20 protein-coding genes are annotated in these 22,724 nt (G+C 59.2%); 15 read left to right on the forward strand and 5 right to left on the reverse strand.

Features of this window, described 5'->3' with window-relative positions:
* Positions 1-32: 32 nt before the first annotated feature.
* Positions 33-1,277, reverse strand: a complete 1,245-nt coding sequence (locus PQQ95_RS10430; RefSeq protein WP_408437302.1) for a TetR/AcrR family transcriptional regulator — start codon at positions 1,275-1,277, stop codon at positions 33-35.
* A 434-nt stretch (positions 1,278-1,711) separates the two neighbouring features.
* Here PQQ95_RS10430 and PQQ95_RS10435 point away from each other — a divergent pair, with 434 nt between their 5' ends.
* Positions 1,712-3,523: an alkaline phosphatase D family protein gene (locus PQQ95_RS10435; RefSeq protein ID WP_408437464.1), complete on the forward strand. Its 1,812-nt coding sequence runs from the start codon at positions 1,712-1,714 to the stop codon at positions 3,521-3,523.
* 293 nt (positions 3,524-3,816) lie between these two features.
* Here PQQ95_RS10435 and PQQ95_RS10440 read toward each other — a convergent pair whose 3' ends face one another.
* Together PQQ95_RS10440 and PQQ95_RS10445 are read right to left on the reverse strand one after the other, a co-directional pair.
* Positions 3,817-4,263 (reverse strand): GNAT family N-acetyltransferase, encoded by a 447-nt coding sequence (locus tag PQQ95_RS10440; RefSeq protein ID WP_408437303.1) that lies wholly within the window; start codon positions 4,261-4,263, stop codon positions 3,817-3,819.
* Between the two features lie 325 nt (positions 4,264-4,588).
* The gene (locus tag PQQ95_RS10445; protein ID WP_408437304.1) at positions 4,589-5,446 is read right to left on the reverse strand and encodes a helix-turn-helix transcriptional regulator; all 858 of its coding nucleotides are present in this window, start codon (positions 5,444-5,446) and stop codon (positions 4,589-4,591) included.
* A 284-nt stretch (positions 5,447-5,730) separates the two neighbouring features.
* Here PQQ95_RS10445 and PQQ95_RS10450 point away from each other — a divergent pair, with 284 nt between their 5' ends.
* From PQQ95_RS10450 to PQQ95_RS10465, 4 genes are all read left to right on the forward strand, one after another.
* On the forward strand, positions 5,731-7,452 hold the full coding sequence (locus tag PQQ95_RS10450; protein WP_408437305.1) for an amidohydrolase: 1,722 nt from the start codon (positions 5,731-5,733) through the stop codon (positions 7,450-7,452).
* A gap of 19 nt (positions 7,453-7,471) precedes the next feature.
* Entirely contained in the window at positions 7,472-8,590 is a 1,119-nt protein-coding gene (locus PQQ95_RS10455; protein ID WP_408437306.1) for a polyamine ABC transporter substrate-binding protein, read from the forward strand.
* Between the two features lie 88 nt (positions 8,591-8,678).
* Positions 8,679-10,241, forward strand: coding sequence for a DUF3138 family protein (locus PQQ95_RS10460; RefSeq protein ID WP_408437307.1), 1,563 nt, complete (start codon positions 8,679-8,681; stop codon positions 10,239-10,241).
* A 52-nt stretch (positions 10,242-10,293) separates the two neighbouring features.
* The gene (locus tag PQQ95_RS10465) at positions 10,294-11,370 is read left to right on the forward strand and encodes a C45 family autoproteolytic acyltransferase/hydrolase (RefSeq protein WP_408437308.1); all 1,077 of its coding nucleotides are present in this window, start codon (positions 10,294-10,296) and stop codon (positions 11,368-11,370) included.
* Between the two features lie 190 nt (positions 11,371-11,560).
* Here the strand turns inward: PQQ95_RS10465 and PQQ95_RS10470 are convergent, their stop codons facing one another.
* Entirely contained in the window at positions 11,561-12,154 is a 594-nt protein-coding gene (locus tag PQQ95_RS10470) for a hypothetical protein (RefSeq protein WP_408437309.1), read from the reverse strand.
* Between the two features lie 124 nt (positions 12,155-12,278).
* Here PQQ95_RS10470 and PQQ95_RS10475 point away from each other — a divergent pair, with 124 nt between their 5' ends.
* On the forward strand, positions 12,279-12,821 hold the full coding sequence (locus PQQ95_RS10475) for a MarR family winged helix-turn-helix transcriptional regulator (protein WP_408437310.1): 543 nt from the start codon (positions 12,279-12,281) through the stop codon (positions 12,819-12,821).
* A 62-nt stretch (positions 12,822-12,883) separates the two neighbouring features.
* Here the strand turns inward: PQQ95_RS10475 and PQQ95_RS10480 are convergent, their stop codons facing one another.
* Positions 12,884-14,107, reverse strand: coding sequence for an IscS subfamily cysteine desulfurase (locus tag PQQ95_RS10480; RefSeq protein WP_408437311.1), 1,224 nt, complete (start codon positions 14,105-14,107; stop codon positions 12,884-12,886).
* 276 nt (positions 14,108-14,383) lie between these two features.
* Here PQQ95_RS10480 and PQQ95_RS10485 point away from each other — a divergent pair, with 276 nt between their 5' ends.
* Genes PQQ95_RS10485 through PQQ95_RS10525 form a run of 9 tightly spaced genes read left to right on the forward strand, consistent with a single transcriptional unit; the run spans position 14,384 to position 22,711 of the window.
* Entirely contained in the window at positions 14,384-14,914 is a 531-nt protein-coding gene (locus tag PQQ95_RS10485; RefSeq protein ID WP_408437312.1) for a flavin reductase family protein, read from the forward strand.
* Positions 14,915-14,946: 32 nt separating this feature from the next.
* The gene (locus PQQ95_RS10490; RefSeq protein ID WP_408437313.1) at positions 14,947-16,425 is read left to right on the forward strand and encodes a 4-hydroxyphenylacetate 3-hydroxylase family protein; all 1,479 of its coding nucleotides are present in this window, start codon (positions 14,947-14,949) and stop codon (positions 16,423-16,425) included.
* A 41-nt stretch (positions 16,426-16,466) separates the two neighbouring features.
* A complete protein-coding gene (locus PQQ95_RS10495; RefSeq protein WP_408437314.1) occupies positions 16,467-16,853 on the forward strand; it encodes a cupin in 387 nt (128 codons plus the stop codon).
* A gap of 2 nt (positions 16,854-16,855) precedes the next feature.
* Positions 16,856-18,205: an amidase gene (locus PQQ95_RS10500; RefSeq protein WP_408437315.1), complete on the forward strand. Its 1,350-nt coding sequence runs from the start codon at positions 16,856-16,858 to the stop codon at positions 18,203-18,205.
* A 58-nt stretch (positions 18,206-18,263) separates the two neighbouring features.
* The gene (locus PQQ95_RS10505; protein ID WP_408437316.1) at positions 18,264-19,499 is read left to right on the forward strand and encodes an ABC transporter substrate-binding protein; all 1,236 of its coding nucleotides are present in this window, start codon (positions 18,264-18,266) and stop codon (positions 19,497-19,499) included.
* Between the two features lie 56 nt (positions 19,500-19,555).
* The gene (locus PQQ95_RS10510) at positions 19,556-20,245 is read left to right on the forward strand and encodes a DUF2848 domain-containing protein (RefSeq protein WP_408437317.1); all 690 of its coding nucleotides are present in this window, start codon (positions 19,556-19,558) and stop codon (positions 20,243-20,245) included.
* A 45-nt stretch (positions 20,246-20,290) separates the two neighbouring features.
* On the forward strand, positions 20,291-21,061 hold the full coding sequence (locus PQQ95_RS10515; RefSeq protein WP_408437318.1) for an ABC transporter ATP-binding protein: 771 nt from the start codon (positions 20,291-20,293) through the stop codon (positions 21,059-21,061).
* A 4-nt stretch (positions 21,062-21,065) separates the two neighbouring features.
* A complete protein-coding gene (locus tag PQQ95_RS10520; RefSeq protein WP_408437465.1) occupies positions 21,066-21,812 on the forward strand; it encodes an ABC transporter ATP-binding protein in 747 nt (248 codons plus the stop codon).
* A gap of 14 nt (positions 21,813-21,826) precedes the next feature.
* Positions 21,827-22,711, forward strand: a complete 885-nt coding sequence (locus PQQ95_RS10525) for a branched-chain amino acid ABC transporter permease (protein ID WP_408437466.1) — start codon at positions 21,827-21,829, stop codon at positions 22,709-22,711.
* Positions 22,712-22,724: the final 13 nt, after the last annotated feature.

Consider the following 22,724-nt stretch of genomic DNA (forward strand, 5'->3'; position numbering starts at 1 on the left):
CGGAGTTAATTGACGCAGCCAACCCCGGCCTGCTACGGCTTCGCGTTTGCAAAAAGTGGCTCGACAGCGTCGAAGCGGCTACGCAGGCACGCCTCGAAACGTCGTTCGCTCCAACCTGCATGCGAAACGAGCGATAGGCCCAGCGCCCAGATCGACAGCATGTGTGCGAAGAAGTCCGCATTGCCCAATGGGAATTCCTTCGCATCAGCTGCATGGAGGTAATAGACACCGCGCATCAAACGCGTTTGCCAGGCCATGTCGGCGAGTCGCTCGTCATAAGCGGATGCCACCAGCGCCTCCAGCGAGCCGAGCACTGCCGGCACGCCGCCATGCCGCGTGCCGAGCATGGCGGCCAGCACCGCCTGGAACGGCCCCATCGCGGGGCCTCGTGCGGGCATCGCCACGCGCGCGAAGCCGTCGTGAATGTGCCGGTAGGCAGCATGCAGCAAGCCGTCGATGCCGCGGAAGTGATAACTTGCCAGTGAAGCGCTGATGCCGGCTTGCTTCGCGACCGCGCGATGCGTCAACTCGCCCAGGCCGCCACGCGCCAGCACGACGGCGGTGGCATTGAGAATCTCGCGACGAACGTCTGCGGACTTGTCGCCGGCCGGTTTCGCGTGCCGCTCCGCCCGTCGCTGCAGCAGCACCGTCACATTCGCGCGAAAGGCGTCGGGGCAGACAGGCGTGTTGCGTCCGAGCGCAGCCTCGACGGCGTAGTGCAGCAGCTCGTCGTTGAGCAGCGGGACGAGCGAGCGCTGCCGGCAGCCGAGCGAAACGACCTCGACCCCGATCATCAGTTCGACCAGATAGCGCGCGGCGCTTCTCGGCGATGGTGCGACACCGTCCAGCAATCTGGCGAAAAATCGATGGTGCAAGCTCAGCCAGCGTCGTGCTGCTGGGCGTGCGGCGCTGTCGCGCGTGGCGGCCATCAATGCGGACAACCGCGCGCGGGTACGGCCGGCGTTCGCACCGCAGGCGTCCGCAACGAGGCTGCGCACCATCGCGTGCACAGCTTCGACCTCGGCGGGTGCGGTCATGGGCAGCGCCTCCGCGAGCCCGCGAAGGCGCTCGGCATCGTCGCTCAGCGCGATCTCCTGGAGCAACAGCAGCAGTTGTTCCTTGCTCCCGAAGTGGTGCTGGACCGTCGCGACCGACACCTGTGCGACCTCCGCCACCGAGCGGAACGTCACCCCTACCGGGCCAAGATCGCGCATGAGCCTCGTTGCGGCGTCGACCAGCAGTTGTGCCGTAGGCGCGGGCTGGCTTGGCTCGCTCATGGCTTCGAGCGCGGCGCTGCGCGTCGCCCTGAATCACCGCCAGGTGCATTTAAATATTTGTACATCCGTACTACGATCATATTTTTTCACCGTTGATACCTGACTGTGGCGAGATTTGTCCGGGCGAAGTCATTTTTAAAATTGAACATCTGTAATATTAAGGTAACACTTCCCCCGGACAATGCGCTTCGTCATGCGATTGGACCTCCTGTGCCTGTGGAGGCAAACACAAAGACGCATGACAGCATCGCCGAAGCAGAATTCTAGTCGAATGCCCATCGACTCCGGAATGACGGCTCCTTGCCGCCCGCCCGCTTTGCGAACGGATTGAATACAACGCGCCCTGCGCGAGGTATGAACTTGCTCGCTTATAAATAAGCATTACTAATAGTCAATCAGAATAAGCCAATTCCAACAGGAGAATCAAAGTGGTTATGGACAGGCGGCAATTCCTCAAACTGAGTGGATTCATCACCCTATCGACCGTCGGCGCCTCGCTCGCGGCTTGCGGTGGCGACCCTGTCGGCGCGCCCGTTGCGCCCGCGGGAACCTACACATTCCCGCAGGGTATAGCGTCAGGCGATCCGCGATCGGACAGCGTCGTGCTCTGGACCCGCGTCATGGGGCCAGCCACGACGGCCAACGTACCCGTGCGCGTGCAGTTGTCTGCCACGCAGGACTTTTCGCAGCCGTTGATCGATGAGATGCTTTCCGCGACGGCGCAGTTCGGCTATACAGTGCGCAACAAGGTACAGGGATTACAACCGTACCAGCACTACTATTACCGTTTCATCGCCGGCAGTGACATCAGCCCGATCGGCCGCACGAAAACCGCGCCGCTGGCCGGCATGGCGGGCGAGCCTTCGCAGGTCCGCTTCGCGTACATCAATTGCCAGTCGTGGACGGCCAATCACTGGGAAGCACTGAACCTCGCCGCCGCCGAAGACGATCTCGACTTCGTCGTCAATCTCGGCGACTACATCTACGAACTGACGATCCCGAGCGGCAAGACCGAGGCCGCGCACGGTCCACTCACGCTGCCCAACGGCGGTAGTTTCCCGATTCCCGGCACGACCACGCAGGTGCCGTATGCGGTGACGCTCGCCGACTATCGCTACCTGTACCAGACGTATCGCAGCGATCCGCGCCTGATGAATCTGCACGCGCAGTTTCCGATGATCTCGGTCTGGGACGATCACGAGTTCTCCGATGACTGCTGGCTTGATCACGAAACCTACGACGAGGCCCAGACCGCTGAACCGCAGCGCCGCACGGATGCGACACAAGCGTGGTTTGAATACATGCCTGTCGACATGGACGACGTGCAATACGACCCGACGAGCACAGGCTTTCAGAATATTTCCATCTATCGTGACTTTTCGTTCGGTTCGCTGGTCGATCTGATCATCACAGATCAACGGCTGTTCCGGGAGGCGCATCCGATTCCCCCTTCGGCTGTACCGCCTCCGACCAATTTTCTCGCCAAAGGCTCCCGCTATCTGATGGAAAAGTCGACGCTCGACAGCTACGACGCGCAACTGACGACGCAAAACGGCAGGCCGCCGAGCGTGCTCGGCACGACGCAGACCGCGTGGCTCAAGCAGCGGCTTTCGACATCGACGGCAACGTGGAAGATCTGGGGCAGCGAGGTTACCTTCCTGAAGATCAACGTGCCGCAGCCGGATCCGTCGACCCCGGGCGCGACCACCGAATACGTGGTGTACGGCGATTCGTGGGAAGGCTATCCCGGCAGCAAGAAAGACATCACGACGTATATCGGCGCAAACAGGATCAGCAATGTCGTGTCGATTTCCGGCGACATTCATGCATTTCTCGCCGGCACAGTGATGGACGACCAGGACGCACCGAACCCGCAGCCTGTTATGACCGATTTTGTGAGCGCGGGCATCAGTTCGAGCAGCTTCTACAGTTCGCTGCTATCGCTGTTTTTGCCGGTAGCGCCCGCGCTCGCGCCGCTCGTCGTACAGAAGCAGGCAGACGGATCGCTCAAGAATGTGTGGGACGCCTCGGTGCAGTCCTATAACCCGGAAATTGCGTACGCGGATTGCGATTCGATCGGCTATGTCAGCGTCACTGTAACGAAGGACCAGTTCTCGGCCGTATTCAACAAGGTCAATCCGGTCGTCACGCAGGGCTCGTTGCCGTCGCCAATCCTGAACTCTCGCACGCAGTTGACGCTTAATAGCGGAAGCTTCTCGATCGCAATCAACCCGCTTGCGGCGTAGGCGTGCTGCGCCATCGCGGTGGCTCTGATAATCATGTAGTGGGCCTGGGCCTGGGCCTGGGCCTCGCGGCGAGAGGCCCAGGAGTCGTGGCAGGGTGAAGCAAACCCTTTGACCTGACAGAGACCAACATGAAGTTCTGTGGAATAGACCTGCGCTTGAACAGCAGTGCGATCATGGTCAGTGATGCCGTAGACCGGAGTGCACTGCAACGTCGCCTGCCGAATGAGTCCGGCGTAATCCTCGCGGCGTTTCCATGGTATCCAGAGCCTTTGCTACCATGCTCACCTAAAGAATCAATCGATTGCGAGATGGTATGTGTAGAACATCTCGTCACGTTCCCAGCCAAGTGACTCGTACAGTGCCTGTGCCTTCAGATTGTCCTTTGCGGTTAGTAGATCCATGCGAACCTTTCCGTCACTTTTCGCGCGAGTAGCCGCAACCTGCAATAACTGCGTTGCTACACCGGACCGCCTCTTCGCAGGTGAGACAAACAAATCATATAAGACGTAGATGGGTGCAGCGGCGACAGAGCAGAGCGACGGATAGAGCTGGCAGAAACCATTCAATACGCCGTTACCCGTATCGGCCACAAATATTACCGAGTCGTTGTTTTCTGCCCGTTCGGAAATAAACCGCTTCGCCAATTCAACGTCTGATTTTTGTTCATAAAACACACGGTAATTGTTGAAGAGCGATGCCATCTCGGCAAGATCGCGCGGTTCGTATTTTCTAATTTCCATGGAAACTGTCTCCGTTTGAGTTTTATCTTGGATCAAGAGGTCTTAGGCTATACAGAAAAATTCTATTTCGCAGGCAAGTTGAATTTCGTCCGGACTTAGCGGATTGAACAGATGAACAGGGGTGTGAGCGATTTTTTCGTGGCATTCCTGTTCATCGGATTTCCATAAGGAAGTGGCTCTGCCGCACGGCTTGCTCTCGGTCCGTGCGATGGGTGGCGCACACTGAGTCGATGGCAAATGGTAGGAACCCAATATAATTTATGCGCTTGCCTATCACGCCAATTAAACGATAAGGTGCGCCAGAGCGTTTCAAAAGATGGGCCCGTCACTCCGACATGACTACGCGGTCAGCACTCCAATTTTCCGCCAGCGCCCACTCGAACAGTTCACGCTTCGTGCGGACACCGAGTTTCGCAAAGGCCCGCTTCACATAAGACTCGGCGGTGGAGAGCTTGATCTCCAGTTGTTCCGCGGCATCAGGAATCGTCCTTCCGTTTAACAACAGCTTGCAGATTTCATACTCGCGACGCGACAGTTGCACGTCTTGGGCCGAAAGCCGCTCATCGAACCCCATGTTTGGCGTCACATTGAACGGGACCGCAGCCGTTCTGCAGACGGCGGAAGTCCGGGCGTGCAATTCGAACAACGGAAACAACATCTCCGCCATCTGGCGAAAATAGAAGAGCTCGTTCGTTGTGAACGCGGATTGTTTTTTGTTTCGTGCAAGTGCGAACGCGTACTGAACACGCGCAGTTCCATGCACTAATGCACATTCATGGGCGATCTGCGGTTCGTCGAAAATCTTCCTGCGAAATTCGCCATCGGCAATACTGCCCACATTTCGCAGAACCAGCATCGTTCCGGCTTTGCCCCGTACCGGCTCGAACAATGGATCGATGTGACAGTAGTGCTGATAGTACGTGTCCATCAGTCTGCAAAGTTCCGCGTACTCAGTACCGCCGCTGCCAAGCCATTCGACCAGATAGCCCGAGGCGCTACTCGCATCGGAGCGCCAGCGCTCGAGATGAACCGCATCCGCGGCAATGCTTTCGTTCACGAACGCCGCGACGGTGCTGACGAACTCGGACGTCCCAACTGAATGGATCGCCGCGCCAAGCGTCTTGGGCCGAACGCCAATCAGGAAGTTGCCCCTGCCAAGGGGATCGGGATGAAGTAAGCGCATGAGCAGGCAAATACGATCGTGTTCAGACGAAGTTGCGTGAATCCGGCGTGGGCGTCTCCCGGGACTTACCCTAAGCGGTGCGCCTCCCGGCAAGGCACCCAGTCTATGTCATTTGTCGTTCTGAAAAATATTAGCGGATCCATTCGAGCACGTGATGGGTCGCCAGATTGTTCGCCGCCGGCGGTGAGTAAATTGCGCTGCCCCGGTTGCGGGGGGGCAGACCCGTCAGTTTGGCCTATCTATAGTGGGCGTGGCTCGATAACGAACACGATAGAGGGAATGAGATGAGTACTCGACAGACAGGCGCCGCTGTAACGCAGGCGGATTTCGTCCTGACGAACGCCAAGGTCTATACCGTCGATCAGAATAAGCCGTGGGCGCAGGCGCTTGCTGTGCGGGGCGAGCGCATCGTCTTTGTCGGCGACGAGCGGGCGGTGCAGGCCTTCGTGGGCGCAGAGACGAAAATAGTCGACGTGGGCGGCCGTCTGGTTCTGCCGGGCTTTGTTGAATCGCATTGGCACTTTGAGTCGACGTCCGTCGCGTTTCAGGCTTTCGTCAATTATCCAGACCCGCAAGACGTGCTTGGCGCGCTGCGTGAGTATGTTGAAAGCCATCCGGAAGAAAAAGCGATTACGGGCATGGGATGGATTCAGGCCACGATTCCGCCTGAGCTGCTGCGCAAGGAAACACTCGACGCAGTATGCGCGGACCGCCCGGTCTGTCTCTTGTCCACAGACTTTCATACGATGTGGACCAATTCCCGGGCGCTTGAAATTGGTGGCATCGATGCGACGACGCCGCCCGTTCAGGAGGGCGCGAGCTGGTTCGAGAAAGATCCGGTTACCGGTGAGCCGACCGGAGTGATCGTCGACGGCGCGGCGTATTCGCTGCTTCTCAAGCGGATCGCCGAGGCGGGCTACCTGCCGAGCGGAATCGATCTCTATCTGCGCTCCATCTCCGTCTGGCAGGAGAAGCTGGCGGCCGCGGGCATCACGACGGTTTTCGATGCGGGGTTTCTGGATCCCAGCGGCGATCAATCCCTGCTGTACGAAACTCTCCAGACAATGGAGCGCGCGGACAACCTGAAGCTGCGGGTGGTGGGCAGCGTTGCTGTGATCGGCGCGATAGAAGATCCAGTGGGAACGTTGATCGAGTATCGGGAGAAATACAACTCACCGCTGGTAAAAGCCCGTGCGTTGAAGCTGTTTCTCGATGGCACCGAGACGAATCACACGGCCTATCTGCTGGCGCCGTACGCCGATCGGCCGGATACGTGCGGCACCCCAACCATGCCCGTTGCGGACTTCAATCAATACCTGCTCGCCGCCGACGAAGCCGGCATCAATGTAATGGTGCACTGCGTCGGCGATGCCGCGGTGCGCACAGCGCTGGACGGATTTGAACGGGTCAACCGCGCGAATCCGCCGCGCGATCGTCGCCATGTCATCACACATGCCTTTCTCACGCATCCTGACGATATTCCGCGTTTCAGGACGCTCGGCGTCATGGCCAATACCCAGTTGCAATGGGGCGTGGTTGATCTATATACGGAGCGGATTCGTGACTGCTACGGAACGGAGCGCTGGAGCAACATGTACAAGTTCCGCACGTTTATCGAAGAGGGCGTGACCGTCTCGATCGGCATGGACGGCCTGGCGTGCCAATGTCGTTGCCAGCATCGGCCACTGGAGCATATCGAGTCGGGACATACGCGGCAGTTGGCCGGTGAGCCGGATGCGCCTGTTTTTCCCGATATCAACGAGCGCCTGAGCATCCCGCAGCTGATTAGTGCGTACACCATTCACGGGGCTTATCAGCTCGGCCTGGAGGCGGAGATCGGCTCGCTGACGGAAGGCAAACGTGCCGATCTTGTGGTTCTCGAGGACAACCTGTTCGAAGTGGGCAAATACCGGATCGGCAACATCAATGTCGCCATGACGATGATGAACGGCAACGTGACCCACATTCAGGATGGTTTCCGCGAGCAGTCGGGCGTGAACGAGTAAGTCAACGAAGAGACAGCACATGACTACGATAATGACAAAACACTTGAGGACGATTTGTACGGCGCTGGCGCTCGGCGGAGCCGCATGTCTGGGGATACCGTTTGCGCATGCGGAAGACCAGGTCGTCAATGTTTATAACTGGGGCAATTCGATCGGCAAGGATACGGTTGCCAACTTCGAGAAAGCGACTGGCATCAAGGTCGTTTATCAGGAGTTCGATTCGAACGAGACGCTGCAGGCGAAGCTGCTGTCGGGGACGTCCGGCTACGACATTGTCGTGCCGTCCGACATCTTCTGGGCGCGTCAGTTGCAGGCCGGTATTTTCCAGAAGATCGATCCCGCCAAGGTGCCGAATTTTGCGAAGCTGGATCCGCAAATCCTGAAGCTTCTCACGGCTGACGATCCCGGCAATCATTATGGCGTCCCCTGGTCATGGGGAACAGACGGCTTGGGCATCAACGTGGAAAAGGTCAAGGCTGCGCTGGGTAATGATGCGCCGCTCAATAGCTGGTCGCTGCTATTCGACCCGCGTAACGCGGAAAAGCTCAAGCATTGCGGTATTTCGATGATCGATTCGCCCGTCGACGCGTTTGGCCTCGCGCTTCTCTATCTGAAGAAAGACCCGAACAGTAACAATCCGGCGGACTATCAACAGGCGTATGAGCTGCTCAAGACCATCAGACCATACATCACGCAGTTCAATTCGAACAGCTACATCAACGATCTGGCGGGTGGCGACATCTGTCTTGCGTTCGGTTGGTCTGGAGACGTCAATTCGGCCCGTCTTGCCGCTGAAGAAGCCCACAAGCCCTATCACATCAAGTACGTGATTCCCGAGGGCGGCACGGCAATCTGGTTCGACATGATGGCGATTCCCAAGGACGCGCCGCACCCGGAAGCGGCGCTGAAGTGGATCAACTTTGTGCTGTCCGAAAAGGAAGCCGCCAATCTGACTAACGACACATCCTATCCGTCCGCGATCCCTGCCTCGCAGCATCTGATTCGCGCCAACGTGCTCGCCGATCCTGCGGTCTTTCCGCCGCCGGACGTGTATCGCAATCTGATCGTGGGAAAGCCTTTGCCCGCGGAACTTCTGCGCCTCCAGAACCGGCTCTGGGCCAAGTTCAAAGCCGACTGATACCCGGCTGACTCCCGTTCGTGCCGTCTGATTTGAGACCCCGCCCGGTGTGGCGGGCTGGATACACGCGTCCTTATCGACCCTTCCTATGAAACGCAAGAATATTGTCGCACTGTGTCTGCTGTCGTTCGAGGCTGCCGCGGTGTTTGCGCAGGACCCGCAGAAATCGGTTGCCGACGCCAATCGCCTTCAGTCCTTGCAGGCGCAAGTGAACGCATTGCAGGCACAGGTTGATGCACTGCGTGCAAGCATCGGCGTGCAGGCGGCACCGGTGGCAAACGCTAAATCAACGTCACTGGTCGCATTGCCGGGCAACGCTGTGTCTGCTCCTGACGCATCCGTCGCGCTTTCGAATGATGAAGTGCAACAGATGCGTGAGCAAGTCTCGAACATGTCGCTCAAGGTCGATTGGCTCGAAGATGCTGCGACCACCGGGCCGCTCGCGGGCCTGAGCATTACCGGTTATATCGATCCCGTGTATCTGTACAACCGGGCTCAACGTTCGTCCAGTTTCATGTTTCTGAATCACGACCCGGGCGTATACGACTACTACAACAGTACCATCGGCGATATCTATCTCGACATCAAGAAAACGTTCGGTGTTGGTCCCCTGGCGCCTGCAGCAGAGATTGTCATCCAGCCCAATCGCGGGTTCGGGTCACAACTGAGCAACGAACATGGCGTGATCGGCGGCAATATCGTCACCCAGGCCGAGGTCACGGTCCCGTTCAGTGTCACGAAGACATTCGAGGTGGGGCTGATGACAAGTCTGGCCGGCTACGAAGTGCAACCGTCAAATCAGATGCTCGCGCTCACTCACGGCCTGCTTTATGACTTCAGCGAGCCGGGCAATATGGTCGGCGTGGGGCTCAAGGGCTCGGACGCGACCGCTACGCGTTTCTGGCAAGTGATGCTTGGCAATGAGCAATTGCGCACTTCTGGCGCGATCGTCAACGCGGCGAACAATACGACAAAGAGCAACTGGACGCCCACCTTGACGGCCCGCTTCGACAACGCCACGTCGACTGCACTGGATGTCGGGGTGTCAGGCACGATCGGCAAGCAGACGCTTTTTTCGCCCTGCGCGGCGGCAGGCGGCTACGGCTATCAGTGCAATGCTTCATCGCCGTTTGGCATGTATCGGTATGTGGAGACCGACCTGACGTACACGAAAGACAAATTACAACTGAACGCCCAACTCGACTATGGCGAACTGCAGAAAGGCGCCTGGAACGGCGGCACAGCGCGGTGGTATGGCCTGTCTTTGCTGGGGCATCAAAAGTGGACATCGGCATGGTTTGGGCACATGGGTGCGACTCTGCGGGCTGAATACCTGAACAACACGGCGAACGGAGGCGGCGGCAGCAACATTCTCTACGGCCTTGCAGGAGGCAATCCCGCCGTCAACGGGACCAGCGGCTTCGGTGTCGATCCGGGCTGTCTGCAGCAATCCTCCAGCAATGGAAGCGAGTGCAAGGGCGCGGCCCATTACGACATCACGGCCGATCTGCTTTTCTATCCGACGGCCCAGATCATCGTGAAACTTGAATACCGTCATGACGCCGCGAATCACCCGGTGTTTCTGACGAGTAACGGCAGCTATTCGCGTAACAACGACACCGCAGCATTGCAGTTCGTCTACACGTTCTAGTCATAGCGCACTGACGCGTGGTGCCGGTTTATACGAGCAAGGAGTTCCAGAAGTGATCATTCATACCTGTGTCACCGATACCCAGGATCCGCAGCGCCGCGGGCGGCAGATTGGCGAAAGATGGGCAGAAGAGATCGGACACACAGTCTCCCTCTATCTCGACTTTTTCCCACGGGTCGGGATCGACGCTCAACGGGTGCGGGCGCTTGGCGAGGCAGCGCTGAGCGCACTCGAGTCCTGGTGCCCGGACATGGCGAGCGAAGTGGCAGCGATGGCCGCCGGTGCGCGGCTTCCAGTCTGGCAACTTGGGAGTCTCAATGCACGCACGGAAATTCTCGCGACGATGCCACCCTCAGCCGAAGGCGAGTGCTCGACTGCAGTGCATGCACCGCCCGGTGCGCGCATACCGGGAACGATCCAAACCTGGGACTGGCATGACAGCCTCGCTCCCCACGGCCTCATGCTGCAACTGACCACGCGCGCCGACCGCGTGGTCAAGCTGTTCACCGAGTTCGGCATGCTCGGGAAGATTGGGGTCAACAGTGCAGGCTTGGGTCTTCACTTCAACATTCTTCATCACGAAAGCGATCATGATGAAGCGGGGGTTCCCGTGCATGCAATTGCCCGGCGCGTGCTGGAAGAGGCCACAACGGTGGAGGAAGCGATTGCGCTTGCACGCTCGGCGCGAGTCAGTGCATCCACGGTCCTGACGGTCGTCTCGAGGCGGGCGTCGAGTCCGCGGGCAGCGAGTATCGAACTCAGTCCAGCCGCTACGGCCGTTGTTGTACCGCGAGAAGACGGTTGGCTTCTGCATACCAACCATTTCCTCGATCGAGAACTCGGTAAGGGCGAGTGCATGCCGGAGAGTTCGACGACGCGCCTTCGCTTCGAGCATCTGCAGCGGGTCGCCTCGCAGATGGTCTGCGAGGACTTAATAAGCCGGGCGGGCGCCATGTGCGGTCTGGATGGCGACACGGCTCCGGTTTGCTTTTATCCTGACATGACGCAGGCTGACACAGAGCGTTGGGAAACGTTGTTGACCGTCGGCATCGACGCTGAACACTGCGCCCTCGAGTACGCGGCTGGTAATCCGGACGCTTTGGCCAGAAACGGTTTCGTACGTTTCTAGCCGCCGCTGGATCAGGCAAGCAGTCTTTCCACCGTGGCGAAAATGAGTTCTGTCACCAACGCGCTTTGCCCAAACCACTGCAAGGGCCAGGCGCGCGTTTGGCGCACCGGAACGATATTGCGGCGCTCGCCTCATCACTCTGCCGGCGGGCACCGTTTGAACGCAGCACTCAGCGAACGCAATCCGATTCTTAAGACGCCTCGCCGAGCATAGCGGGTTGTTGAAATGGCAACGCGAAACCGGCATCCGAACCCGTTGCGATAAAGTTTGCCACGCCGTCCCGCAGCGCGACGGGCGGAAGCCACGGATAAGGCAAGGCCCCCTGCAGCGCGCTTAACATTGCCGCGTCCGGATCGGGGACGGCATCCATGCGTTCGATATGAATGTGCAGTCTGACGATCGCATCTGCGCCTTCTACCCCGGTTCCGAAGCGCCATTGATAGACACCTTTTCCAATTCGCAGTGACCCGCTGTCCTTCTGCCGCATGACTACAAGCCACGGCATGACGCAGGCCCGGTTTTCGTCCACCTCTGGTTCAGCGCAAATATAGTAGGTCCGGCATCGGTCGAAGCGTTCTCCGAAGTCGGCAACCAGCGTTCTGGCGATCGCGGGCGCGCCGACAACGAGCCGGGGAAAATCGATATCGTCGGTTGCAATCGAGAAGGTCAACTCGGCATCGGGCGAGAAGCACTCGGATATCAACTCCGGATGGTTCAGATCCTTGGCGCGAAGGTAGCCTTCGAGAAGGGAGCGGGCGGACGATGATGAAGGAGCGGTGTTCATGTATTAGCGTCGGGTCGAAGTGAGTACGGTGGCGGGTGCGGGGCCTGCACGGCGCTCACTCACCTTTAAAGTATAATTACCTTTCAAAGGTAAAGGTGCGTGCGGCACCTGGAGTGGAGATGTCATGGCCAAGCATCAAGAGGAGGTTGTTCTGACCGTAACAAACCCGGCCTGTCTGGTTGACGGCTCGGACGCGGAGTTTCGGCATCTGGTCAACGGATTGCTGCCGTTCGCGGCCCGGTTACTGTCGGTTCGGGATGGTTTCGGCACGCTAATCGGCCTCACGGGAATCCAGTATTCGTTGCTTATCGCAATCGCCCAGCTCTCGCACGACGATATCGTTACAGTCAATCAGTTGGCGGACCATCTGCATTTGAGCGGAGCGTTCATTACCATCGAAACCGGGAAACTCAAAAAGCTCGGATTGATCGACAAACGATCCCTCCCCGAGGACAAGCGGAAGATGCGGCTTACAGTGACCTCCGCGGGATCGAAGCTGCTCAAGGAGCTGGCCGCGAAGCAGCAGCACATCAACGACGTGCTGTTTGAAGGGGTGACCAAAACGGAGTTCAAGGTACTCTGTTCGGTGGTGGACCGACTGGTCGCCAACGGCGATCGCGCCACGCTCGATCTTTCGCACCTGATCGCGCGGCAGGAAAAACGCTAACGGTTCTCCTGCCGCTGCCCGGCGTGAAGATACGGATTGGCGAGCCCCTTCACATGTCCCGGTCAGTGCGCGGCCCATTGAATCGTGCCGATGTCGATGCCTTCAAGGTGCATATCCCACAGTGGACTCAGCGCGCGTAGTTTCGCCACGGTGCTTTGCACTTGCAGAATCACCGCGTCCACTTCTTCTTCCGTGGTGAACCGTCCCAGCGTGAATCGAATCGAGCTATGCGCCAGCTCATCGCTACGACCAAGCGCTCGCAAGACATATGACGGTTCGAGCGAGGCCGACGTGCATGCCGATCCCGAGGACACCGCGACCCCCTTGATGCCCATGATCAAGGATTCACCTTCCACAAAATTGAAGCTGACGTTCAGGTTGTGCGGAATGCGCTGCGTCATGTCGCCGTTGACGTAGACCTCCTGCATCTGTGTCAGGCCTTCCAGCAGTCGATTGCGCAAAGCCTCGACGCGGCGGCTCTCGGACGCCATTTCTTCCTTCGCGATTCGAAACGCTTCCCCCATGCCGACGATCTGATGGGTGGGCAGTGTGCCGGAGCGCATCCCCCGCTCGTGGCCGCCCCCATGCATCTGCGCTTCGATCCGGACGCGCGGCTTGCGCCGTACATACAGGGCGCCAATGCCTTTCGGGCCATACACCTTATGGGCCGTCACGGTCAGAAGGTCCACGTTCAGTATGTTCACATCAATGGCGATCTTGCCGGCCGCCTGCACGGCATCGCAATGAAAGATGATGCCTTTGGCGCGGCACATGGCGCCAATTTCGGCAATGGGTTGTACGACACCGGTCTCGTTGTTGACCATCATGATCGACACGAGAATCGTGTCGGGACGCAACGCTTCCTGCAGCGCACCCAGGTCTAGCAGGCCGTCCTGCTGGACATCCAGGTAAGTCACGTCGAAACCCTGCCGTTCCAGCTCGCGACACGTATCAAGTACCGCTTTGTGTTCGGTTTTCACCGTCACGATATGCCGGCCTTTTCCCTTATAGAAATTGGCCGCGCCCTTGATTGCCAGATTGTTGCCTTCGGTCGCACCGGAGGTCCAGACGATCTCTCGCGGATCTGCCCCAAGAAGCCCGGCAACGTGTGCGCGAGCCGTTTCCACGGCGTCGTCTGCTTCCCACCCGTAGCTGTGGCTCCGGGACGCGGGGTTGCCGAAGCTCTCGTTCAGGAACGGAAGCATGGTTACAACAACCCTCGGATCAACCGGTGTCGTTGCACTGTAGTCCATATAAATCGGACGGGATGACTGTTTGGTTTGCATGGTTCTTACTCCAGAGGGCCCGGGCTTTTCACGTCGAGCGAATGCCGGCAGATGCAGCGGACGCAGTTTAGCTTGGAGTCAACCGCATTCTCGTCAACATCCATCCAGCGAGTAGGGTCGTCACTTCCCTGCTGACCTCAAATCGGGGTTTACGATAGCTTGCTTAGCTTTATTGAAAGACATTTAATAAAAGCTAAGTAACAAAGCTAATAAACAACGCTTTGTGTGATGAATTGTAGCATCGCCGGGCCGGCGGTGCGCTGGAAGGAGAGCGAGATGGGAGAAAGCACCGTGACGTCGAGCGACAACCCGGACGCGCAGCGTCAGTTCCGGACGGCGTTGTCGATGTTTGCGACAGGGGTGGCCGTGATTACGGCGCCGAGGAAGAGCGGGCCGCCGATCGGCATCACCGTTGCGTCATTCAATTCCGTTTCGCTCGACCCGCCTTTGATCCTGTTCTCCGTCGATCGGCGCAACCAGAGCTTGCCCGACCTGAGCACCGTTGGCAGCTACGCGGTCAATGTGCTCGACGAAGCTCAGCAGGATGTGTCGAATCGATTCGCAAAGGCGAATAGCGACAAATGGGGCGGCATGCCCGGTGTCTCGAGCGGATGCGCCGACGTCGTGCTGCTTCCCAACGCGCTAGCCACTTTCGAATGCGAACCGTATGCGCAATACGACGGGGGAGACCACGTCATCTTCATCGGTCGCGTCAAGAAACATCAATCTCGCTCGGAAGGACGCCCACTCGTCTTTTTTGGCGGCCGATACCACACGCTCAACGGCGCTCACCAGCCGTCTGCCTGAACACTCATCTGACCCAATTTCCGGAGAACATCATGATCAAGAACGGGACCCAACATATCGCGTCGCTGCGCGACGGACGGCAGGTTTATATCAACGGTCAAGCGGTCGGCGATGTGACATCGCATCCCGCGTTCCGCAATTCCATTCGCAGCTACGCCAATCTGTACGACTTTCAGGCGCGTCCGGAGAACGTTGAGAAAATGACCTTCGCGTCGCCCGACACGGGGCGACGTATCAGCAAGATCTGGCAACTGCCCACCTCTTATGCCGAGCTGGTGGAGCGGCGAAGCGCGCTTGAGGCATGGACGGAGCTTCACTACGGCTTCATGGGTCGCTCGCCGGACCATGTCGCTTCCTGCATCTCGGGCATGTACATGGGCATCGACGTGTTCGAGCAATACGATCCGGCGCGCGCCGGCGCCTTGCGCGATTACTACAAGTACGCACGTGACAACGACCTCTTCCTCACCTATGTGATTGTCAATCCGCAGGCCAATCAGGCCAAAGCGGCGCACGAGCAGGAGGACAAATACCTTGCTGTCGGTATCGTCGATCAGGACGCGGAAGGGATTACGGTGCGCGGCGCGAAGATGCTTGCCACCAGCGGGATCATGGCGAACGAGGTGTTCTGCAGTTGCATCCAGCCGTTGCGTCAGGGCGACGAGATGTATGCACTGTCGTTTGCGGTGCCCATGAATGCGCCGGGCATGAAGGTGATGTCACGCAAATCGTACGAGGAAAACTCGCCTTCGGTGTTCGATAACCCTTTGTCGAGCCGGTACGACGAAAACGACGCAGTGCTTTATTTCGACGACGTCAAGGTGCCGTGGGAGCGCATCTTCGTGGCCGGCGACGTCGCGATGTGCGCGAAGCAATTCCACGCAACGCCGGCGCACAGCTATCAGAACTACCAATGCCAGGTGCGATTGATGGTCAAGTTGCGCTTCCTCGTCGGTCTCGCCCTGAAGATCACGGAAGTGAACGGCACCAACAGCTTCCCGCAAGTCCGCGAAACGCTGGGTCAACTCGCCTCTGAAGCAGCGATGGTGGAAGCCTGGGTATACGGCATGGAGGCGAAAGGTCGCGTCGAAAACGGCTACTACGTGCCAGACCGCAACATGCTGTATGGCTCACAGGTGGTGACCCAGCAACTGTATTCCAAGGTGCTCAATACCCTGCGTGAACTGGCAGGGGGCGGAATGATCATGCTGCCGTCAAGCATTCGCGATTTCGAAAATCCGGATCTCCTGCGAATCATCGAGAAAACCCAGAAATCGCCTGTCTGCAGCCCGGAGGAACGCGTCAAGTTCTTCAAGCTCGCATGGGATGCCGTGGGCTCCGAGTTCGCTTCGCGTCACAACCAATACGAACTGTTCTATGCGGGCGCGTCGTTCGTGACGAAGGGCCACGCGTTCCGCACCTACGACTGGCCACGCGCAACGGGCCTCGTCGACGATCTGTTGTCGACCTATTCGCTCGGGGCCGAGCTCGCGACGCTGCAGGCTGCCTGATCCCGACTTTCACCCGATGCCAATTTACACAGGAGAACTGTATGGCAATCAACAAACTTCACGACGAGTTTCACACGCTGGATATGGAGCGGGGCTGGCAGTTGCCCGAAGGCTACGATCCGGCTTCCGGCGCACAGGAATTGATCCTCGCCGGCTCGCTCGATACCGTCAACAAGAAGGGCAGCCGTACGCGTCTGCTGCGCCTGCCGGGCGGCCTGTTCACAAAGAAACCGTTTGTCCACGATTACTGGGAAGAGGTGTTTCTCGTGGAGGGCGACCTGACGGTCGGCAACGACGAGAACGGTCACGGCGGCACGCCGTTCAAGGGCTACACCTACGCGGTGCGGCCGCCTGGCGCCTATCACGGTCCGTTCAAGTCGGAGAAAGGCTGCGTCCTGCTCGAGACTCATTACTTCGATCCGGCCTGATCATGCTGCCTCCAATCGACGCCCTGCGCGTTCAGCTTGCCAATCGTCACCTCGACGCACAGACGCTTCTCGCCTCGTGTGTCGGGAACATCGAGGCCGACGCGGGAGAGGGCCGAAGAGTCTTCCCGTATGGAGTCAGTCCAGCGGCCGCGACGCAGGCGATGACAAGCGATGCGTTGCGTCGACATGGAGTCGCAGGGCCGCTCTCCGGCATTCCTGTCTCGGTCAAGGATCTCTTCGACGTACAAGGGGAGATTACCCGTTCCGGAGGGCGTGTTCTGCCGGAGCAGCCGGCAATCCGCGATGCCGTGGCGATTGGCCGGCTGCGTGCCGCCGGCGCGGTGTTCGTGGGCCGGACCCACATGACAGAGTTTGCGTATTCGGGACTGGGCATCAATCCGCACCACGGTACACCGGCGAATCCGTTTGATCGCGAGGCGGCGCGCATTCCTGGCGGTTCGTCGTCCGGCGCCGCGGTATCGGTGGCGGATGGCATGGCGGCTGCCGCGATCGGCTCCGACACGGGCGGATCGTGCCGGATTCCCGCAGCCTTATGCGGTGTTACCGGCTTCAAGCCCACCGCGTCACGCATCCCACTGGACGGCACGGTGCCTTTGTCTTCCAGTTACGACTCGGTCGGATCGATAGCGCCGAGCGTCGCGTGTTGTGCCGTGATCGATTCGATTATGGCCGGCGAACCGGACGTACCGCTGCCACCGTTTTCGGTCCATGGCTTGCGGCTGGCCGTGCCGACGAAACTGGTGCTGGACGAGATGGACGCCCATGTGGCCACTACCTTTGAGCGCGCTATTTCAAAGCTGGCCGAGGCGGGTGCGATTCTGAAAGAAGTGGAATTCGAGAGCTGGAACGCGCTCGCCGAGTTGGGGCAGCACGGCGGCCTGGTGGCAGCAGAAGCGTGGGCGTGGCACGTCAATATGATCGGCAGCCACGCGAATCAGTACGACCCGCGCGTTCTGTCTCGCATCCGTTTCGGCAGCCAGCAAAGCACTGCCGAATATCTCCGCACCAAAGCGCGCCGGTCGCTGCTATGCGGTCAGGCTGACCTTGAATTGCAGCCGTTCGATGCGGTGATATGTCCGACCGTACCCATCATCGCGCCGCAGATCGCGGAGCTTGCCGAGGAGCGTGCCTATACGTCGACAAATCGACTGCTGCTGCGCAATCCGGCGATCGCCAACATGCTCGATCTGTGCGCGTTGTCTGTTCCTTGTCACGAAGAGGGGCACGCGCCGGTTGGCCTGATGTTGATGGGGCGGCACATGAGCGACCGGCATCTGCTTGCGATCGGTGCCGGTGTCGAAGCGATTTTGAGTTTGCGTCAAACCGGCTGACCTCGCGTGCTTGCCGTGCGTCCGGATCATGTCCGCTATTTATAACAAGGAGGAGTCCATGTTCAAACGTCTTGCGCTTACTGCCGCCCCAGTCGCGGCCATGCTGTTCGCCGCGTTATCCCATGCTGCCGAGCCGGTCATGACCAACGGCGGCGTGGTGAAAATCGGTGTGCTCACCGATATGTCTTCCATCTTCTCCGACATTGGAGGTAAGGGTTCCGTGGTGGCCGCGCAGATGGCCGTGGACGACTTCGGCGGCAAGGTCAATGGCGTACCCATCAAGGTAATCAGCGCCGATCACCAGAACAAGACCGACGTGGCCGCCACTGTCGCGCGTGACTGGTTCGACAACCAGCACGTGGATATGGTCGAGGACTTGCTGCCGTCCTCCGTGGCGCTGGCGGTGTCGAACGTGGCGAAGGAAAAGCATCGCATCGCCATTGCAAGCGGCGCTGGAACCACACGGCTTAGCAACGAAGACTGCTCGCCATACACGATTCAGTATTCGTACGACACGTATGCGTTCACGACGAGTCTCGTGAAATCGATGGCGCGCAGCGGCGATAACACCTGGTTCTTTCTGACCGTCGATTATGCACTCGGCGCGTCGCTGGAAAAGGACGCCACTGCCGCGCTGCTGGCAGCGGGTGGCAAGGTGGTGGGCAAGGCGAAGCATCCGATCAACTCGTCGGATCTGTCGTCCTATCTGCTGCAGGCTCAGGCATCGAAGGCAAAGGTGATCGGCCTCGCCAACGCCGGCAGCGATACCGTGAACGCGATCAAGACGGCGCGCGAATTCGGCATCATCGGGCCGGGCAAGCAAAAAGTCGCGGGCCTGCAACTGTTTATCAGCGACATCAACAGCCTCGGCCTGCAAGCCGCGCAGGGGATGATGCTGACAACGCCCTTCTATTGGGATCGCGATGACGCAAGCCGCGCATGGTCGCAACGTTTCTTCGCCAAAACGGGACGTATGCCGACATTGGTCCAGGCAGGAGTCTATTCGTCGACGCTCCATTATCTGAAAGCAGTTCAGGCAAGCAGAACCGATGCAGCCGATGCGGTCATGGCGCAAATGAAGAAAACCCCGGTCGACGATTTCTTCGCGAAGAACGGGACGATTCGCGCCGACGGGCTGATGGTTCATGACATGTATCTGGCTGAGGTCAAGAGCCCTCAGCAGTCCCATAAGCCGTGGGACTACTACACGATCAAGCAGGTCATTCCCGCGCAGGACGCGTTTGCACCGCTTAGCGCGAGCCGCTGCCCGCTCGTTACCGGCAAACCCAATTGAATCGAATCGCGGGTGGCTGCGCGTCTGGCCCTGTCACCCGCTACAAGGAGCATTTAATGAAAGCAATCTCGTTTGAAGTCGAGGATAGTCACGGTTTGTTTGAACGCACGATCTCGATTGACACGCTGGTGATCGCCGGCTGGACCGGACGCGATACGGTCGCCATGGAGAAGCACATTCGCGAGCTGGAAGAGCTGGGCGTGAAGCGCCCGGCCTATACGCCCGTTTTTTATCGCGTGGCTGTCGAACGGCTCGAACCGGCGCCGAAGATTCAGGTGACGGGGTTGCAGAGCAGCGGCGAGGTGGAATTCGTTCTGTTGAAAGACGATGGCGAAACGTTCGTCGGTATCGCGTCCGACCACACCGATCGCGAAGTGGAAACCTACGGCATCACCGTATCGAAGCAGATGTGCGGCAAGCCGTGTTCACGCAAGCTCTGGCGATTGAGCGAGGTCGCCGGTCATTGGGACGAACTCGTCCTGCGTTCCCACGCGACGATCGACGGCGAGCGCGTCCTTTACCAGGAGGGCAAGGTGACCGCCATGCGCACGCCCCACGATCTGCTCGCTGAATTTGCCCGCCGGGATGGCCAGTTTGTGGACGGCACGGCCATGTTGTGCGGCACGCTCGCCGCGTTGGGCGGCATCCGGCCCGCGGCGCGTTTCGAGATCGAACTCGAAGATCCGATCCTGCGGCGCTCGCTGACTCACAGCTATGCGGTCGAGACGCTCCCGGTAGCCGGCTAAAGCCGCTTCTTTCACCGCACGCGTCCAACAGCGAGGAGAGCGGGCATGGCGCATAGCGACCTGATTCTTGAAACGAACGGCCTCACCAAGTCGTTCAATGGCTTTACCGCAGTCAACGGTGTCGATTTGCGGGTCCGGCGCGGCACGATACACGCATTGATCGGGCCGAACGGCGCTGGCAAGACCACCTGCTTCAATCTGCTGACGAAGTTCCTGACGCCGACGTCCGGACAGATCTTCTTCGACGGCAAGGAGATCACCCGCTCGGCGCCGGCGTCGATTGCTCGCCGAGGCGTGATTCGTTCGTTCCAGATATCCGCGGTATTTCCGCATCTGAGTCCGGTGGAAAACGTATGTATCGGACTGCAACGCTCGCTCGGCGTGTCGTTTCGTTTCTGGATGAGTAGCGCGGTGCTCGGCCGGCTCAGACAACGTGCACTGGCGTTGCTCGATGAAGTGGGGCTAGCCGAATTTGCCGACATAAAGACCGCTGAGCTTTCATACGGTCACAAGCGCGCGCTCGAAATCGCGACGACGCTCGCGATGGATCCGGTGCTGATGTTGCTCGACGAACCGACGCAAGGCATGGGGCACGAGGACGTCGATCGAGTTACGGCGCTCATCAAGAAAGTATCGGCCGGCCGGACGATCCTGATGGTGGAGCACAACATGAAAATTATTTCCAGCATCTCGGACACGATCACGGTACTGCAGCGCGGGGAGATTCTCGCGGAAGGCGCGTACGCAGTCGTCGCAGCCGATCCGCGCGTGCGGGAAGCCTACATGGGGACCGAAAGTGGATCGCTTGAACATTGAACGTCTGAGGAGTCCGGCTTCGGCCGGCAAGCGGGCAGCGCAACCGGATGTCCTGAATATCAAGGGACTGCATGCCTGGTACGGCGAATCGCACATTCTGCATGGTGTCGAGGTTCGTGCGGCACGCGGCGAGGTGATCACGCTGCTGGGACGCAATGGTTCCGGCCGCAGTACGACGCTCAAATCCATTATGGGGTTGACCGACACCCGGCGAGGTTCGATCTGCGTGAACGGCCGGGAAACCATTGGGATGCCACCGCAAGGTATCGCGCGGTTAGGGGTGGGCTACTGCCCGGAGGAGCGGGGAATCTTCGCGGGTTTGTCGTGCGAAGAGAACCTGCTGTTGCTGCCGCGGTTGCCGGTAGCGGATTCGGTGGGCATGTCGCTTGAAGAGATCTACGAGATCTTTCCGAATCTTGCCGAACGGAGGGCAAGTCAGGGCACGCGCCTGTCCGGCGGCGAACAACAGATGCTGGCGATTGCGCGGATTCTGCGCACGGGAGCGAGTCTGTTGCTGCTCGATGAAATTTCAGAGGGGCTGGCGCCCGTGATTGTGCAGACACTGGCGCGCGTCATTACGCTCCTCAAGTCGCGCGGCTTTACGGTGTTGCTGGTCGAACAGAACTTCCGCTTTGCCGCGCCGCTCGCCGATCGCTTTTACGTCATGGAGCACGGCAAGATTGTCGAGAGTTTTGCCGCAGCGCGTCTCGGCGAAAAGACCGGCGTGCTTCAGGAACTGCTCAACGTTTGAACGGGAAGGTCATTGTGGAACTCTTTGGTATTCCGCTTGCTGCGTTCTCCAGCCAGTTGGTCCTCGGCCTCATGAACGGCTGCTTCTATGCCGTTCTGAGCCTGGGCTTGTCCGTCATTTTCGGGCTGCTGAACGTCATCAACTTCACACACGGCGCGTTCTTCATGCTCGGCGCGCTGTTTGCGTGGATGGGGACGAACTATCTGGGTCTTGGTTATTGGCCGATGTTGATCGTTGCTCCCTTCGCGGCAGCCGCGCTAGGGATGGTCATCGAGCGGACCATGCTGCGCCGGATATACAGGCTCGACCATCTTTATGGCCTGCTGCTCACATTGGGCCTGACACTGATCATAGAAGGACTGTGCCGCTCTTTCTATGGTGCCTCGGGTATGTCTTACCCGGCGCCCGAAGGATTGATGCAAGGCGTCCAGCTGGGTTTCATGGTGCTGCCCGCGTATCGGGGGTGGGTCGTAGTGGCGTCGCTGCTCGTGTGTGCCGGAGCTTGGTGGACGATCGAGCGCACGAATCTGGGCGCGTTGCTTCGTGCGGCGACTGAGAACCCGAGGCTGGTTGCGGCATTCGGCGTCAATGTGCCGGCCATGGTCACGTTGACCTACGGCATCGGCGTGGCGATTGCCGCGCTGGCCGGTGTTCTCGCCGCACCGGTCATGCAAGTGTCGCCGCTGATGGGTCAGAGCGTGATCATCACCGTATTCGCGATCGTCGTGATCGGCGGCATGGGATCGATCGCGGGATCGGTCGTCACCAGTCTGTGCCTCGGCTTGGTCGAAGGTCTGACCAAGATGTTCTATCCGGAAGGGTCCGCCACGGTCGTATTCGTAATCATGGCGCTTGTACTGCTCGTGCGCCCAAGCGGGCTTTTTGGACATTCGAAGTGAGACACATCATGCG

The organism is Paraburkholderia caffeinilytica (assembly GCF_046030355.1).
Classification (GTDB): domain Bacteria; phylum Pseudomonadota; class Gammaproteobacteria; order Burkholderiales; family Burkholderiaceae; genus Paraburkholderia; species Paraburkholderia caffeinilytica_B.

What these genes read in the sequence shown, in the direction of transcription:
- PQQ95_RS10495 (WP_408437314.1), top strand. Translation starts at nt 16,467, where the DNA reads ATGGCAATCAACAAACTTCACGACGAGTTTCACACGCTGGATATGGAG.
- PQQ95_RS10440 (WP_408437303.1), bottom strand. Translation starts at nt 4,263, where the DNA reads ATGGAAATTAGAAAATACGAACCGCGCGATCTTGCCGAGATGGCATCG.
- PQQ95_RS10500 (WP_408437315.1), top strand. Translation starts at nt 16,856, where the DNA reads ATGCTGCCTCCAATCGACGCCCTGCGCGTTCAGCTTGCCAATCGTCAC.
- PQQ95_RS10480 (WP_408437311.1), bottom strand. Translation starts at nt 14,107, where the DNA reads ATGCAAACCAAACAGTCATCCCGTCCGATTTATATGGACTACAGTGCA.
- PQQ95_RS10470 (WP_408437309.1), bottom strand. Translation starts at nt 12,154, where the DNA reads ATGAACACCGCTCCTTCATCATCGTCCGCCCGCTCCCTTCTCGAAGGC.
- PQQ95_RS10505 (WP_408437316.1), top strand. Translation starts at nt 18,264, where the DNA reads ATGTTCAAACGTCTTGCGCTTACTGCCGCCCCAGTCGCGGCCATGCTG.
- PQQ95_RS10485 (WP_408437312.1), top strand. Translation starts at nt 14,384, where the DNA reads ATGGGAGAAAGCACCGTGACGTCGAGCGACAACCCGGACGCGCAGCGT.
- PQQ95_RS10430 (WP_408437302.1), bottom strand. Translation starts at nt 1,277, where the DNA reads ATGAGCGAGCCAAGCCAGCCCGCGCCTACGGCACAACTGCTGGTCGAC.
- PQQ95_RS10515 (WP_408437318.1), top strand. Translation starts at nt 20,291, where the DNA reads ATGGCGCATAGCGACCTGATTCTTGAAACGAACGGCCTCACCAAGTCG.
- PQQ95_RS10475 (WP_408437310.1), top strand. Translation starts at nt 12,279, where the DNA reads ATGGCCAAGCATCAAGAGGAGGTTGTTCTGACCGTAACAAACCCGGCC.
- PQQ95_RS10490 (WP_408437313.1), top strand. Translation starts at nt 14,947, where the DNA reads ATGATCAAGAACGGGACCCAACATATCGCGTCGCTGCGCGACGGACGG.
- PQQ95_RS10450 (WP_408437305.1), top strand. Translation starts at nt 5,731, where the DNA reads ATGAGTACTCGACAGACAGGCGCCGCTGTAACGCAGGCGGATTTCGTC.
- PQQ95_RS10455 (WP_408437306.1), top strand. Translation starts at nt 7,472, where the DNA reads ATGACTACGATAATGACAAAACACTTGAGGACGATTTGTACGGCGCTG.
- PQQ95_RS10445 (WP_408437304.1), bottom strand. Translation starts at nt 5,446, where the DNA reads ATGCGCTTACTTCATCCCGATCCCCTTGGCAGGGGCAACTTCCTGATT.
- PQQ95_RS10510 (WP_408437317.1), top strand. Translation starts at nt 19,556, where the DNA reads ATGAAAGCAATCTCGTTTGAAGTCGAGGATAGTCACGGTTTGTTTGAA.
- PQQ95_RS10435 (WP_408437464.1), top strand. Translation starts at nt 1,712, where the DNA reads ATGGACAGGCGGCAATTCCTCAAACTGAGTGGATTCATCACCCTATCG.
- PQQ95_RS10460 (WP_408437307.1), top strand. Translation starts at nt 8,679, where the DNA reads ATGAAACGCAAGAATATTGTCGCACTGTGTCTGCTGTCGTTCGAGGCT.